Consider the following 14,879-nt stretch of genomic DNA (forward strand, 5'->3'; position numbering starts at 1 on the left):
CCCGCCGCCGGGGCACTGTTCTGTCGAGCCGATTCGACGGAGGTGCCACCGATGCAGCCGTTCAACCCGTGGACCTGGCGGGATCCGTCCGCCCTGGCCGGAGGGTACGACCAGACCCGGCCCGGAGACGTGCCGGAACAGCGCGCCGGCGAGGCGGACGACGGCCTGGACGCCCCCGGCCCGGGTACGCCGATCGACCTCACCGGCTACCGGGTGGAGGCGACGGACGGGCGGATCGGCTCCATCGACGAGGCGAACGAGGATGCGGACGCGCGGTACCTGGTGGTGGACACCGGTCCGTGGATCTTCGGCAAGAAGGTGCTGCTGCCGGCCGGCACGGTGGCGCAGGTCGACCACCTGGACCGCGTCGTGCACGTTGACCGCACCCGGGAGCAGGTGAAGGAGTCGCCGGCGTTCGACAGGGACCACTTCGCGCACCCCGAGTACCGGGATCGGGTCGGCAGCTACTACACGGAGAGCTATCGACAGCAGTAAGCGCGGCAGGAGGCAGCGGCGCAGGCCGGGGAGCGGTTACCGTGTCAGTCATGGTCCGGCCGCGCAGCTGCCTCCCGGAGACCCGCAGCGGTCTCCCGGGCCACGCTGTCGACGGCCGGGAGCAGATCCTCGACGTACTCCGTGCCGGCGGACTCCGTTTCCGCGCCGGCGGGCGATGGCGGCGCTCGTTCTGACGAGCCCGCTTTACCGACCTGGGTGACACCCGGGTCGCGTCTCCCCGCCAGCGAACGGCACGAAAGGCGTACGACCATGTCCTCTGCACGCATGCTCACCGGTGACCGCCCGACCGGGCGGCTGCACCTCGGCCACTACGTGGGCAGCATCGCCAACCGGGTGCGGCTGCACCAGCGCTACGAGAGCTTCTTCATCATCGCCGACCTGCACATGCTCACCACCCGCAACAGCCGCGCGGACATCGAGCAGGTCGCCCACAACGCCCGCGAGATGGTCACCGACATCCTCGCCGCCGGGGTGGAGCCGGAACGGGCGACGTTCTACCTCCAGTCCGCGATCCCCGAGGTCGGCGACCTGAACACGCTGTTCCAGAACCTCATCACTGTGCCCCGGCTGGAACGGGTGCCGTCGTTGAAGGAGATGACCCGGGACGCCGGCAAGGACGAGATGCCGTACGGCCTGCTCGGCTACCCGGTGCTCCAGGCCGCCGACATCCTCTGCGTCAAGGGCCAGGTCGTGCCGGTCGGAAAGGACAACGCCGCGCACGTCGAGGTGACCCGGGAGATCGCCCGCCGGTTCAACCACCTCTACGGCGAGGTCTTCCCGGTGCCCGACATGCTCATGTCGGAGACGCCCACGCTCGTCGGCACGGACGGCGCCGGGAAGATGAGCAAGAGCAAGGGGAACGCGATCGCGCTCTCCGACGACGCGGCGACGGTGCGCCGCAAGGTGATGGGGATGTACACCGACCCGAACCGGGTCCGCGCCGACGTGCCCGGCACCCCCGAGGGGAACCCGGTCTTCGAGTACCACGACATCTTCAATCCGGACCGGGCGCAGGTGGCCGACCTCAAGGCCCGCTACCGGGCCGGCCGGGTCGGTGACGTGGAGGTCAAGGAGGCGCTGGCGACGGCGCTCAACCGGTTCCTGGACCCGATCCGGGAGCGCCGGGCCCGCTTCGAGGCGCAGCCCGGCCTGGTCGACGAGCTGATCGTCACCGGCACCGAGCGGACCCGCGCCGAGGTGCGCCGCACGCTCGTCGAGGTCCGCCGGGCGATGGGCCTGAGCAGCGCGTACACCCAGGTGCGGCGCCGGGCCGAGCGCTACCGCAAGGCCGTCGCCACCTCGGCCTGACCACGAGCCGGTCCGGGGTACGCGCTTGCGCCGACCCCGGACCGGCCGGTTACGCTGCCGACATGGCCAGCTCGCACGCGTACCCGATGACGTCCTCCGACGTCCGGCTCGGCGCGCTGCGACGCCGGCGGTCCCGCGACCGCCTGCGCTGAGCCTTCCCCTCCTGCGACCGGCGGATCGAGCCGCCGGTCGTCATCGATCGTCCTCGCTCCGCCGTCGCGTTCCCGTCAGGTGATCCGCGCGGCGGATCCACAGCGAGATCGGCGTACTCATGGATCTTGAAAGGTTGCTCACCGACCGGCTGGCGCCGGCGTTCGCGGCGGTGGCCGGCGTGCCGGTGGACCCGGCCGTGCGGCGCTCGCAGCACGCGGACTTCCAGTCCGACGCGGCGTTGGGCCTGGCCCGGCGGCTCGGCCAGCCGCCGCGGGAGATCGCCGCGGAGGTACGGGAGCGCGCCGCGCTGGCCGACGTCTGCGCGGCGGTCGAGGTGTCCGGCCCGGGTTTCCTGAACCTGACGGTGGCCGGGCACGCGCTCGGCGGGCTGGTGTCCGCGCTGGCCGCCGACCCGCGGCTCGGCGTGCCAGTGGTGGCCGAGCCGGAGACGGTGGTGGTCGACTACTCGGGGCCGAACGTGGCGAAGGAGATGCACGTCGGGCACCTGCGGTCGACTGTGATCGGGGACGCGGCGGCGCGGACGCTGGAGTGGCTCGGGCACCGGGTGCTGCGCGCCAACCACCTCGGTGACTGGGGCACACCGTTCGGCATGCTGATCGAGCACCTGCTCGACCTGGGCGAGGCCGGTGCGGCGCAGGAGCTGTCAATGGGTGACCTGGACGGGTTCTACAAGGCGGCGCGGGCAAAGTTCGACGACGACGAGGCGTTCCGGGAGCGGTCGCGGCAGCGGGTGGTGGCGTTGCAGGGCGGTGACCCGGCGACGCTGCGGCTGTGGCGTTTGCTGGTGACGCAGTCGGAGGGCTACTTCCTGACCGTGTACGACCTGCTCGACGTGACCCTGACCGGCGACGACTTCCGGGGCGAGAGCAGCTACCACGACCAGCTCGCGCCGACTGTCGAGGAGCTGGACCGGCTCGGGCTGCTGCGGCGCAGCGACGGCGCGGACTGCGTGTTCCCGCCCGGTTCGGTGGGCCGTGACGGCGAGCCGTTGCCGCTGATCGTGCGCAAGTCCGACGGCGGGTACGGCTACCCGGCCACCGATCTGGCCGCGCTGCGGCACCGGACCGGCGCGCTCGGCGCGACCCGGCTGCTCTACGTGGTCGGGCTTCCGCAGCGGCGGCACTTCGAGATGGTGTTCGCGGTCGCCGCGCAGGCCGGCTGGCTCACCGCACCGGCGCGGGCCGAGCACGTCGGGTTCGGCTCGATCCTCGGCCCGGACGGGCGGATGCTGCGCAGCCGGGCCGGCGGGTCGGTGAAGCTGGCCGGGCTGCTCACCGAGGCGGTCCAGCGGGCCACCGCGCTGGCCCGGGAGCGCAATCCGGAGCTGGGCGAGTCGGAGGCCGCCGAGGTGGGGCGCGCGGTGGGCGTCGGCGCGATCAAGTACGCCGACCTGTCCGGGGACCGGCACAAGGACTACGTGCTGGACTGGGAGCGGATGCTGTCGCTGGACGGGAACACCGCGCCGTACCTCCAGTACGCGTACTCCCGGGTCCGGTCGATCTTCCGGCGGGCCGGCGCGGCGGCGCGGCCGGACGCGGAGGTCTCGCTCGCCGAGCCGGCCGAGCGGGCGCTCGCCATGGAGCTGGTCGGCTTCGCCGCGGTGGTCGAGGAGGTGGCGGGTGGGTTGGAGTTCCACCGGCTGACCGCCTACCTGCACCGGCTGGCGGTCGCGTTCAGCGCGTTCTACGAGCGCTGCCCGGTGCTGCGGGCCGAGGGGCCGGTGCGGGAGAGCCGGCTCGTGTTGTGCGACCTGACCGGGCGGGTGCTGCGGCAGGGCCTGGACCTGCTCGGCATCCGTACCCCGGAACGGCTGTGAGGCCGAGGGGTCACCGGCAATCCATGCAGCGGCTAGCGTGACGCATCGATCGAACGCAAGGGAGGCGACCATGGCGGATCGGCGCGCGGTACTCGCACCGGGACAGGGCTACGACACCCGGGGACCGCTCTTCGTCTACATCGGGGAGGCGCTGCGCCGGCTCGGTTTCGAGGTGCACGAGGTGACCTGGCGGTCGCTGGGCGAGCTGCGGCTCGACAGCGCGCCGGAGTGGGTCGCCGAGCAGCTGGATCCGGTTCTCGACGCCGGGGTGGATCTGCTCGTGGGCAAGTCGCTCGGCAGTTTCGCCGCGCCGCTCGCCGCCGACCGGGGCATCCCGGCGGTGTGGTTGACGCCGCTGTTGACCGATCCCGCGGTACGGGAGCCGCTGGGCCGGGCCACCGCGCCGTTCCTGCTGGCCGGCGGCACCGGCGACCGGTTCTGGGACGGTGCGGTGGCGCGCCGGCTGACCCCGTACGTGGTGGAGGTCGCCGACGCCGACCACTCGATGATGGTGCCCGGGCCGCTGGCGACCTCGGCCGAGGCGCTCGGGCGGGTCTGCACGGCGGTGGAGGAGTTCGCCGCCGGCCGCTGACGGGTCAGCGGCGACTCCGCCGCGTCCACACCACCGCCACCACTGCCGCGATGAGCGGCAGCAGGCAGCAGAGCGTCAGGACGAACAGGTGCCACGGCTTGATCGCTCCCATGGGGCGAACGATAGGCGTCGCTGTCCACAGCCGCTACGCGGAGGCTCGGGCGGCCTTGCCGTCCAGCCACAGCGTGTCGCTGTCGTCGCGGTGGGAGCCGGTGGAGCCGACGTGCTTGGCGCTGATCCTCGGCCCATTCTTGATCACGTGGATCAGAGCCATCGCGTGTCCCCGGCCGAGGCCGTACTCGTCCTTCAGCCAGGCCACGATCACGCCCGCCTTGACGTCGGCCGCGTCGTAGCCGCGCTCCTTGGCCTCGTCGACCAGGACGCGCGGGGTCTTGCCGGTCTTGTCCTCGATCGCGTCGAGGTACGCCTGGAAGGACATCTGCCCAACCCTTCGCTCGGGAGGTGGTGACGACCTCCACACTCCCGGGCGGGACGGTGCCGATCAACGACTGACCGGGCCACCGTCGTTGCCTCCAGGGCAACGATCGTCGTCGGGCGAGAGGCCGGAGAGCCCGGCCCGCGTGGTCGCGGGGCCGGGCTCTCCGGATCTCGGGGTACGCGCTCAGCGCTGGAGGGTGAGTAGTCCGGGTCGGTAGGGCAGGAGGCCGTAGTCGCCGCCGGAGTTGGGGGAGCGGCCTTGGTAGAGCAGTTGGAGGTTGCAGGGGTCGACGGTGAAGGTCTGGTCGGCGGTGGTGCGGATGAGTTCGCCGTGGCTGATGTCGTTGGTCCAGGTGGCGCCGCTGTTGGCCTTGCCGGCGAACGGGTTGGACTCGGTGGCGGCCTGCGGGGTCCAGGATCCGTTGAGGCTGGTGGCGGTGAAGGAGCGGAAGTAGCGGCCCTGGGAGCCGATCGCCTCGACGATCATCAGGTAGCGGGTCTGGCCTTGCAGTTTGTAGACCTGTACGGCTTCGAACAGGTTGTTCGTCGAGTCCGACATGATGGTGGTGTAGTTGGAGCCGAAGCTGCCGGGGAAGTTCCCGATCGGCATGCTGGAGCGGTAGATCTTGCCGTTGTCACCGGCGAAGAACAGGTACATGTTCTGGTCGTCGGCGATCAGGGTCTGGTCGATCGGGCCGGTGCCGGAACCGGAGATGCTGCCGGTGAACAGCGGCTGCGCCGACGACCACCCGTTCGGGTTCGTCGGGTCGTTCGAGGTGCGGTAGGAGAACGCGGTCGGTCCCCACTGGTAGGCCAGCACCCAGATGTTGCGCGGCGCGAAGTAGAACAACGTCGGCGCCACAGTGCCCGACGACATCGCGTTCTGGCTGGCCGAGGCCATCTGCGACCAGTTCGAGAACAGGCCGAAGTTCATCGACCCCCACGACGAGCCGGTGTCGTGCGTCGTCGCGTACACCAGATGCTGCCCGTTGTACGGCACCACAGTGAAGTCCTTCAACGACACCCAGCCCGAGCGCGGCTGCGCCAACGCGCCCGTCGACGACCACCGGTACGACGACGGCAGGTTGCACGTGCCACCCGGCGGCGGGGTCGTCGGAGGCGGCGTGGTGGGGTTGCCGCCGCCACCGTCCACCCGTACGAGCTGCCACTGCTGGTTGGCGCCGTTCCAGTCGTCGTACTGGACGATGTTTCCGCCGTCGGCGGTCGAGGCGCCCTGCACCTCCACCACCTTGTTGCTGTGGCGGCTGATCAGCCGGACGTAGCCGCTGTCGGAGTCGGCCAGCCGGAACTGCTGGTTGGTCCCGTTGAGGTCGGACCACTGCACGATGCTGCCACCGTTGGCGGTCGACCAGTTGTAGACGTCGAGCACCTTGCCGGACAGCCGGGACTTCAGCCGGTAGTAGCCGCCGCCGGAGTCGACGAACTGCCACTGCTGCTGGTTGCCGTTGTTGCGCGACCACTGCACGATCCGCGCGCCGTCGTTGGTGGCCAGGTTGTAGACGTCGAGCGCCTTGCCGCTGTTGCGGTTCACAAGGACGTACCAGGCGTTCGTGTCGACGCTCGCGGCGGCGGCGGGCGCGGACACGACCGCCACGGCGCCGGCGCCGACGAGTACCGCGGCCGCACCCGTCGCGACGACGCGCGGCAGCCATCCGCGCCGTCGTGGCGGCGACACAGTCGATGGGGACCTACCGAAAGCGAACATGTTCCTCCTTCAGATCAGACATGTTGTGAGCGCTAACAATTCGTCGAAGCGCACTGATCCCACACCCGGCCTGCCACGTGGCCATCCGCGCCCGCCCGGTGAGCCGCCGAAGGCGCCGCCCTGCGCCATCGACTGTGAGCGATAACACGTCGTTCGTCAAGTCGTAACAGTCGATGGACGACGGGCGCGTGACGCCGTGGGGCCATGTCAGCTTCTCGACCCAGCACTACCGCCGCCCTCAGCGCGGCCCGACAGTGCACACGGCTGGAGGGGTGGTGGGGGAGTTGGGACAGCCGGCGAACGAATCCGTCATGATCCGGGACTGGTTCAGCGTGCCGCGGGTGTCCGCCGAGGACCGGGCCGCGGTCTTCGGCGCACGCACCCATGATCCACGGGTGGAGTTCGTCGCGCTGACGGTCAAGTACTGGATGGACGCACACGCCACGCGGTCGATGACCCGCGAGCGGGTGCTGGCCGCGATGACCGGCCGCATCACCCCGGACAACGTCTGGGACCTGGTCTCGATGCTCGCGAAGCTCCGGCTGGCCGAGGCGTTCTTCGACCTGGCCGCCTCCGACGTCGACTCCGACGGCGCGTTCCGCCACTACCTGCTCGGCCTCGATCCGGCGCTGCTCGACGCGATGCGGCACTACGCGGCCTGGAACGGGATCAACCCGAAGCTGTTCCTGGACGGCTTCGCGGTCGGCGTCGGGGAATCCGTCGCGACGGTGGTGGTCGACCTCGGCAAGCTCGTGCAGTTGATCGGCCGTCTCCAGCAGGAGCAGTTCACCACGCTCATCGTGCTCACAGTCGACCCGCGCGCCGGTGTGCAGCGCCTCGCCGACCAGGCCACAGTCGTACGCCAGGCGCTGGCCGGCATCGTCGCCGCGCTGGACCCGACGACGGTTCCGGAACGGTTGCTGGCGCTGTGGCGCGGCTGGGCCGCCCAGTTCGCCAGGCACCTGGACGACCTCGACCCGTTCGCCGCCGGCCGCCTGCTCGGCCGCGTCGCCGGCGATCTCTACCAGGTGCTCACCGGTCTGGTGCATCTCGCCCGGCTGCTCGGCGGCGTCGCGGTGCGCGCCGCCGTCCGGTATGTACCGCTGCTGCTCGCGGGCGCCCGGGAGGCGCGCCTGCTGACCGCGCAGACGGCCGCGCTGCTGGTGGCGATCGGCCGGGCGGCGATCGTCGCCACGCCTCAGGTGGGCCTCGCGATGCTGCGGACGCTCTTCCCCCCGAAGGTGCTCGACGCGCTGTTCCGGCAGGGCCGGGCGCTGCTCGTCGACGCCGAACTCACACTGACCGTGTTCAACCAGGCGGCGCACGCCGAGGCGTTCGCAGGCGCCGGTGCGGGCACCCGGCTCGGCGCGCTGGTGAGCCTCGACGGCCGGCCCGTGCTGATGGCGAGCATGTCGGAGACGGTTTCGTCGGCCGGCCGCGCCGCGACCCGCGCCGAGCTGACCGAGGCGCTCGACGAGATCATCAAGCGGGTCGAGGACCTGCGCGAGCTGAAACCGCCGAAGACACCCCGGGACATCCGGGCCGCCGCCGTGCGCGCCGCCATCGCCCGGCAACTGGAGCAGCGGCTGACCACCGCGTTCAACAGGGCGCTCCAGACCGTCGCGTACGAGGAGTTCCGCGCGCTGCGCAAGGCCGGGCAGGCGCAACCGTGGCGGCTCGGCCAGCAGGTGCACCGGCGGATGGCGGCCGAGGTCACGCAGCTCGTCGGCCGGTCACCAGGCCTGGAGCCGTTCGCGGAGAAGTCGCTGGCGACAGTGGTCGAGGCGGTCCGCGCGGCCCACCCGGAGCTGGCGCCCGCGCTGCGCGGCTCCGAGGCGGTGCTGCGCCAGACGGTCGCGCAGATGCTGCTCGGCCACCCGGACCGGGATCTGCTGCTACGGCTCGTCGGGTTCACCGGCAACCCGGCCGCGACCGGCACGGAGAAGGCGCTCGCCACCCACCTCGCCGAACGGTTCCGGTGGAAGGCGTCCACCACGGTCGGTGACCTCCGCTCCGACCTGCTGCTCGTCGACCCCGAGGCGGCCCGCGTCACGAACGTCGACTGGACGTCCTCGACGAAGCTGGAGCGCTTCGAGAAGACCTGGGGAACCGTCGCCGACGACCTCGGGGAGACGTTCGACGGTCGCTGGGAGGCGATCGCGGAGGCGTACCAGCGAGCCGCGAAGGGCGGCGTCCCGGCGGAGGTCGTCGCCGGCCTCGAAGAGCTGACCACGCACGCCGTACGCGAGACGGTCCTCCGTCAGGCCGCCCTCAGCCAGTTGTTCCCCGGATTCTTCGTCACCTCGCACGAGATGACGTACCGAGGGCTGCAATCCCTGTTCGAACTGCCGCTGTAGAGGAGCACCGATGGGCAGAGTCGTCGTCGCCGACGCCGATCCGGCGACGCTTGGTTTCAGCACCGCGCATTCCGACCGGTACGTCTACTCCAACTACTTCGTACCGGTCCGGCTCACCTTCGGCGGTGGCGAGACGCCCATCCTGCCGTTCTACGTCAAGCAGGCGCTGATCGAGGCGATCCGCTACGGCGGGCTCGACGGCGACCGGCTGCCGCACCTGCTCAAGGAACTCGGCCTCTACGACCTGTGGAAGGCCAACGAGATGGACGCCGCCACCGAGGCGCTGCCCGGCGCCGACTCGGGCATGTCGTACCGGGAGCCGCCGGCGCGACGCCAGACGCTCCTCGGCGACCAGCAGGCGGAGTTCCTCGCCGGCCTGCTCCAGTCCGACGTGGGCATCGCGTTCCTCGACCGCACCCGGATCCGGCCGGTGGGCTTCGCGCTCGGCGAGCACGTCTACGCGCTGGCGCTCGCCCCCGGCGAGGAGGCGGTGCTGGAGCAGCGCACCTACACCAAGCGCGAGCTGACCCTGGAGGAGCAGAACGAGTCGGAACAGCAGACCGACGTCGAGCTGACCAGCGCGCTCACCACCGAACTCCAGGAGGGCTTCGAGCGGCAGAAGTCGCTCACCGACACCTGGGGGCTCAACGCGAGCCACACCGGCCAGTACACCAGCCCGACCGGCGTCTGGGGCACCTTCAACGCCAGCCACACGATCGGCTTCGCCAGCAGCGTCACCGCGGCGAGCCAGGAGACGAGCCGCCGCGCCGTGAAGGACAGCCGGACCGCCACCTCGAAGGTCGCGGCGCGCTACCGCACCCAGCACAGGACCGATTTCAAGCTGGTCAGCGAGACCGGTACCGAGTCCTCCTCGAAGCGCACCGTCCGCAACCCGAACCGGGCCACGCCGATCACGCTGCACTACTTCAAGGTGCTGCAACGGCTGGAGCTGGCCCACGAGCGGTACGGGGCACGGGTCTGCTGGGCCCCCACGATCAAGGATCCGGCGTTCGCCTTCGCCCAGAAGATCATCGGCGGACGGCAGCGGATCCGCGACAACGCGGTCGCCGCGCTGCCCCCGGCGCCGGTGAAGCCGGAGCGCCCGCCGCGTGGCGCGCCCGCCGCGGTGGAGACGCGCGTCGTGTACTCCCCCGTGGTCACGCTCGACAAGTGGGGATTCACCGGCGACATGAGCGCCGACTACGACGTCGACGTCGCGTTCGACGCCGGCTGGGAGTGGGACGGCGACATCGACACGATCCGGCAGAACCTCACGCTGATCACCCGCCGTCCGCCGGACGCGATCGCCGCCCGGGTGGTGGGCGTGCCGGTGGTCACCGAGGCGGACGGCCGGCCCGTGCTGCGCGTACGCGTGCACGTCGGCGCCCGGAGCTGGCTGGCGGGTCCGGGTGCCGACGTGCAGCTCGCCGCCGGATTCCGGCGTACCCCGACGGTGGTGGACCAGACCGCCGACGACGCGGCGTACAACGCGCTCGTCGCGGGCTACCTGACCGATCTCCAGGAGTGGCAGGACCGGCGCGACGAGGCGCTTGCCGCGGCGGAGACGGCCGGGGACGAGTTCGAGGCGCGGCTGCGGGCCGGCTTCTCGCCGGTCAACGAGATGGTCTCGCAGATCGTGGAGACGCACTTCCCGGCCAGCGTGCGGGACGAGGCGTGGGAGATCGACTTCTGGCACCGCGTCTTCGACTGGGAGCGCGCGTCGTTCGTGGCGTACCCCGGCTGGTGGTCCGGCGGCGACGCCCGCGCCCCGGAGCGCGACCCCGGCGACTTCGTCAACGCGAGCTGGGCGAAGCTCTACCTGCCGGTGCGGGCCGGCATGGAGCTGACCGCGCTGCGGTGGATCTTCGGCAAGGTGGTGGCGACCAGCCTGGCGCCCCAGGTGGAGCACGAGCTGGCGGCGTTCGTGGACGAGCTGACGACGTACCGGACCGGCCACCTCGGCACCGGCGACGAGATGCCCGAGCTGACCACCGAGTGCCAGGACGTGCCGGAGCGGGTGTACTGCCTGGCGAAGTGGACCGAGTTGATGCCCACCGACGGCACCCACCTGGAGGTGGTGCAGGGCGCCACGACAGCGGCCGACGCGGTGACCGCCAAGGAGATCAGCGACGCGGAGGCGCTGCGGGCCGCGCTGCTCGACGGCGAGGTGCAGACCAACCGGCTCCGGACCAAGGCGTACGACCAGATGACCGAACCGGCCGACGTCGACATCCGCCTCGGCACGCCGTCCGGGAGCGGCCCGGCCGTCTGAGCGCCGGAGACAGTGGTCGTCCACCTCGAGCACGCGTCGAGGTGGACGATTTCTGTAAAAGTATGGACTTTGGAATCATGTCGGATGGGCAAAAAGGGGCATAATATTGATCCCCCAGGTCGCTCCCTCGACGGCACAGCAGCCGCCGGTCGCGCAACCGTCCAAAATGCACTGCTTCCCACCGGTGGGTCGATAGCGCCCGGCTCACAGAGCCTTTATTTTGAGCCGTTGCTTGTTGTTCCCCGCCTGGCGTGTGCACGAACCTAAGGAAGACTCATGACAACCGCACCCTTGCGCCAGGATGAGCCCCCGGTCTCGCTGGGCAGGGTCCGCGCGGAGCCGCTCGACCGGCTCTCCGCCGCGGACATCTCCCCCATCGTGCGCCGGGTGATGGCGGCTCACCTCGATCAGACCCGGATCCCGGCGGCGAAGTTCTCGTCGTTCATCTGATCCGCGATGGCCCCGGGGCCCGCCCGCGCGGCGCTCACCGAGTTCGTCCTCAAGGTGCACGCCAGGTGTGACCTGGCGTGCGACCACTGCTACGTCTACGAACACGCCGACCAGAGCTGGCGGCGCCGCCCGGTACGGATGACGCCGGAGGTGCTCCGGACCGCGGCCGGGCGGATCGCCGAACACGCCGCGGCCCACGACCTGCCGGACGTCACGGTGATCCTGCACGGCGGGGAACCACTGCTGCTCGGCGCCGAGCGGCTCGGCGAGGTGCTCGCGGACCTCCGGCGGGTCATCGACCCGGTCACCCGGCTCCGGCTCGGCATGCAGACAAACGGCGTACTGCTCTCCGAGCGGCTCTGCGACCTGCTCGCCGAACACGATGTCGCGGTCGGCGTCTCGCTCGACGGCGACCGTGCCGCCAACGACAGGCACCGGCGCTTCCGGTCCGGCGCCGGCAGCTACGACCAGGTGCTCCGCGCCATCGGCCTGCTGCGCCGCCCGGCGTATCGGCGGATCTACTCGGGCCTGCTGTGCACGGTGGACGTGCGCAACGACCCGATCGCGGTGTACGAATCGCTGCTCACCCAGGAGCCACCGCGGATCGACTTCCTGCTCCCGCACGCCACCTGGGACGACCCGCCGTGGCGGCCGGCCGGCGGCGGCACCGCGTACGCGGGCTGGCTGCGCGCCGTCTACGACCGCTGGCTGGCGGACGGCCGACCGGTCTCCGTCCGCCTCTTCGACTCGCTGCTGTCCACCGCCGCGGGCGGACCCAGCGGCACCGAGTGGCTCGGTCTCGACCCGGTCGACCTGGCGGTCGTCGAGACGGACGGCGAGTGGGAGCAGGCGGACTCGCTCAAGACCGCGTACGACGGCGCGCCGGCCACCGGCATGACCGTCTTCTCGCACGCGGCCGACGACGTGGCGGCCAGCCCGCTTCTGGCCCGCCGCCGCTCCGGCCGGGCCGGGCTCAGCGACGAGTGCCGGCGGTGCCCGGTGGTCGACCAGTGCGGCGGCGGACTCTTCGCCCACCGGTACGGCGCCGGGCACTTCGATCATCCGAGTGTCTACTGCGCCGATCTGAAAGAGCTGATCGTGCACGTGAACGAGAACCCACCAGCACCCGTCCGGCTCGACGCCGGCCTGCCCGACGACTTCATCGACCGCCTCGCGGCACTGACCGGCGACCGGGTCGCCATCGGCCGGCTCGTGGAGGCACAGATCGCCATCGTCCGCGCGCTGCTCGCCGAAGTGGCCGACCGCCTGCCGGCCGGCGGGGCCGGAGCCGACGGCTGGGAGGCGCTGACCGCCCTCGACCGCAGCGCGCCGGAGTCCGTCGCCCGGATCGCGGCCCACCCGTACGTGCGGGCGTGGGCTGTCGACTGCCTCGCCGGCAGCGGCACCGGCGCCCGGCAGGGGCCTGACTACCTGAGCGCGCTCGCCGTCGCCGCCGCGCTCGACGCCGGCACCCCGGTACGCCTCGACGTGCCGGTGCGGTCCGGCCGCCTGCACCTGCCGACAGTGGGCACCGTGCTGCTGCCCGAGGTGGGAGACGGCGCCGCACGGGTCGAGACCGGCCCGGGTTCGCTACGGGTGGCCGCCGGGGACGTGACAGTGGCGATCCGTCCCGGAACGCCCGGGGACGCGCCCCGGTGGTGGCCGACCCGCGTACTCGCCGCGCCGGACGTGAGCGTCCTGCTGGAGGACGGCGACCCGCACCGCGACTGCCACCGGCTGCCCGCCGGTGACCGGCTCGACGACGCGGGCGCCGCGCGCTGGGCCGAGACGTTCGCGGCGGCGTGGCAGGTGATCCGGGACGAGGTGCCGGGCCATGCCGAGGAGTTGCGCGCCGGGCTGCGGGCCGTGGTGCCGCTGCGGCGCAGCGGCGCGGGTGTCAGCGAGGCGTCGACCGCGCGGCAGGCGTTCGGCGGTGTCGCGGCCACGGAGACCGACGCCGGATCGCTCGCGGTGCTGCTCGTGCACGAGTTCCAGCACAGCAAGATGAACGCGCTGCTGGACATCTGCGACCTGGTCGACGGCACGCGGCCGATCGACATCACAGTGGGCTGGCGGCCCGACCCGCGGCCCGCCGAGGCCGTCCTGCACGGCATCTACGCGCACGCGGCGGTGGCCGACATCTGGCGGATCCGGGCCGACCGTCAGGTCGACGGCGCGCAGGCGGTCTACCGCCGGTACCGCGACTGGACGGCCGAGGCGATCGGCGCGCTGCAACGGGCGGACGCGCTCACGCCGGCGGGCTCACGGCTGGTCCGGCAGGTCGCGCGTTCGATGTCCGGGTGGCCGTCGTGACCGCCGCCCGGACCGCGTACCGGGCCGGCACGCTCGCCGCCGACCTGCGCGCGCTCGGGCTCGGCCCCGGTGACGTGGTGCTCGTGCACTGCTCCCTGCGGGCGCTCGGGCCGGTGGACGGCGGGTCGGGCACCCTGGCTGCGGCGCTGCGGGCCGCCGTCGGTCCGTCCGGCACCGTCGTGGTCCCGGCGCAGACCCCTGACAACTCGGTGAGCAGCGCCGCGTACCGCGCCGCGACCGCCGGGCTGACCGACGAGGAACGCCTGGCGTACGAGGACCGGATGCCCGGCTTCGACCCGGCCGTCACGCCGTCGTTCGGGGTCGGCGCGTTCGCCGAGCACGTACGGCGGCTGCCCGGCGCGGTCCGCAGCCGGCACCCGCAGACGTCGTTCAGCGCGTGGGGGCCGCGGGCGGAGGAGCTGATGCGCGTCCACGACCTGGACTCCCACCTCGGGGAGCGGTCCCCGCTCGCCGCCCTGGAGGCGGCCGGCGCCCGGACGCTGCTGCTCGGTGTCGGCTATGCGACATGCACCGCGCTGCACCTCGCCGAGTACCGGTCACGCCGCCCGGCGCCGCGTCGTCCGTACCGCTGCTACGTGCTGCGCGACGGCCGCCGGGAACGGCTGGAATTCGAGGCTCCGCACCTGGATGCGGGCCCTTTTCCCGCGATCGGCGCGGAACTCGACCGGGCGGCGTTCACCCGGCACGGGACGGTAGGGGACGCACCGGCCCGGCTGCTGCCGATATCCGGTGCGGTACGCGTCGCGGTCGCCTGGATGGACGCCCACATCGGACGGTGAGCCTGGTAACCCGAGCGCAACCTCTCTACCCTGATCGATAGACGCCGTATCGTGTCGACTGGGGAGCAGCGCGTGATCATTACCGGTTGGGGGTCAGGCGCACTTCCCGTGGAACGG

11 protein-coding genes are annotated in these 14,879 nt (G+C 71.9%); 9 read left to right on the plus strand and 2 right to left on the minus strand.

Annotation, left to right across the window (positions count from 1 at the left end):
- The first annotated feature begins 51 nt into the window (after positions 1-51).
- The 4 genes from ML5_RS30165 to ML5_RS30180 all read left to right on the plus strand — a co-directional run bounded on the left by ML5_RS30165 (position 52) and on the right by ML5_RS30180 (position 4,406).
- Entirely contained in the window at positions 52-495 is a 444-nt protein-coding gene (locus ML5_RS30165; RefSeq protein WP_013477419.1) for a PRC-barrel domain-containing protein, read from the plus strand.
- Between the two features lie 270 nt (positions 496-765).
- Positions 766-1,824, plus strand: a complete 1,059-nt coding sequence (gene trpS / locus ML5_RS30170; protein ID WP_013477420.1) for a tryptophan--tRNA ligase — start codon at positions 766-768, stop codon at positions 1,822-1,824.
- A 271-nt stretch (positions 1,825-2,095) separates the two neighbouring features.
- Positions 2,096-3,814, plus strand: a complete 1,719-nt coding sequence (gene argS, locus ML5_RS30175; RefSeq protein ID WP_013477421.1) for an arginine--tRNA ligase — start codon at positions 2,096-2,098, stop codon at positions 3,812-3,814.
- Between the two features lie 70 nt (positions 3,815-3,884).
- Complete coding sequence (locus tag ML5_RS30180) at positions 3,885-4,406, plus strand: alpha/beta hydrolase (protein WP_013477422.1); 522 nt, start codon at positions 3,885-3,887, stop codon at positions 4,404-4,406.
- A 145-nt stretch (positions 4,407-4,551) separates the two neighbouring features.
- Here ML5_RS30180 and ML5_RS30185 read toward each other — a convergent pair whose 3' ends face one another.
- On the minus strand, positions 4,552-4,845 hold the full coding sequence (locus ML5_RS30185) for a DUF4287 domain-containing protein (RefSeq protein ID WP_013289088.1): 294 nt from the start codon (positions 4,843-4,845) through the stop codon (positions 4,552-4,554).
- A 183-nt stretch (positions 4,846-5,028) separates the two neighbouring features.
- Positions 5,029-6,570, minus strand: a complete 1,542-nt coding sequence (locus tag ML5_RS30190; RefSeq protein WP_013477423.1) for a non-reducing end alpha-L-arabinofuranosidase family hydrolase — start codon at positions 6,568-6,570, stop codon at positions 5,029-5,031.
- Positions 6,571-6,881: 311 nt separating this feature from the next.
- Here ML5_RS30190 and ML5_RS30195 point away from each other — a divergent pair, with 311 nt between their 5' ends.
- The 5 genes from ML5_RS30195 to ML5_RS30210 all read left to right on the plus strand — a co-directional run bounded on the left by ML5_RS30195 (position 6,882) and on the right by ML5_RS30210 (position 14,762).
- Positions 6,882-8,927 (plus strand): hypothetical protein, encoded by a 2,046-nt coding sequence (locus tag ML5_RS30195; protein ID WP_222947193.1) that lies wholly within the window; start codon positions 6,882-6,884, stop codon positions 8,925-8,927.
- 10 nt (positions 8,928-8,937) lie between these two features.
- The gene (locus ML5_RS30200) at positions 8,938-11,199 is read left to right on the plus strand and encodes a hypothetical protein (RefSeq protein WP_013289091.1); all 2,262 of its coding nucleotides are present in this window, start codon (positions 8,938-8,940) and stop codon (positions 11,197-11,199) included.
- 276 nt (positions 11,200-11,475) lie between these two features.
- Positions 11,476-11,649: a hypothetical protein gene (locus tag ML5_RS32500; RefSeq protein ID WP_013289092.1), complete on the plus strand. Its 174-nt coding sequence runs from the start codon at positions 11,476-11,478 to the stop codon at positions 11,647-11,649.
- A gap of 6 nt (positions 11,650-11,655) precedes the next feature.
- The gene (locus tag ML5_RS30205; RefSeq protein ID WP_013477425.1) at positions 11,656-13,962 is read left to right on the plus strand and encodes an FxsB family cyclophane-forming radical SAM/SPASM peptide maturase; all 2,307 of its coding nucleotides are present in this window, start codon (positions 11,656-11,658) and stop codon (positions 13,960-13,962) included.
- Complete coding sequence (locus ML5_RS30210; RefSeq protein ID WP_236619333.1) at positions 13,950-14,762, plus strand: aminoglycoside N(3)-acetyltransferase; 813 nt, start codon at positions 13,950-13,952, stop codon at positions 14,760-14,762. Before ML5_RS30205 ends, ML5_RS30210 begins: the two co-directional genes overlap by 13 nt.
- Positions 14,763-14,879: the final 117 nt, after the last annotated feature.

Origin of the sequence: Micromonospora sp. L5 (genome assembly GCF_000177655.2) — a bacterium.
GTDB lineage: Bacteria > Actinomycetota > Actinomycetes > Mycobacteriales > Micromonosporaceae > Micromonospora > Micromonospora aurantiaca.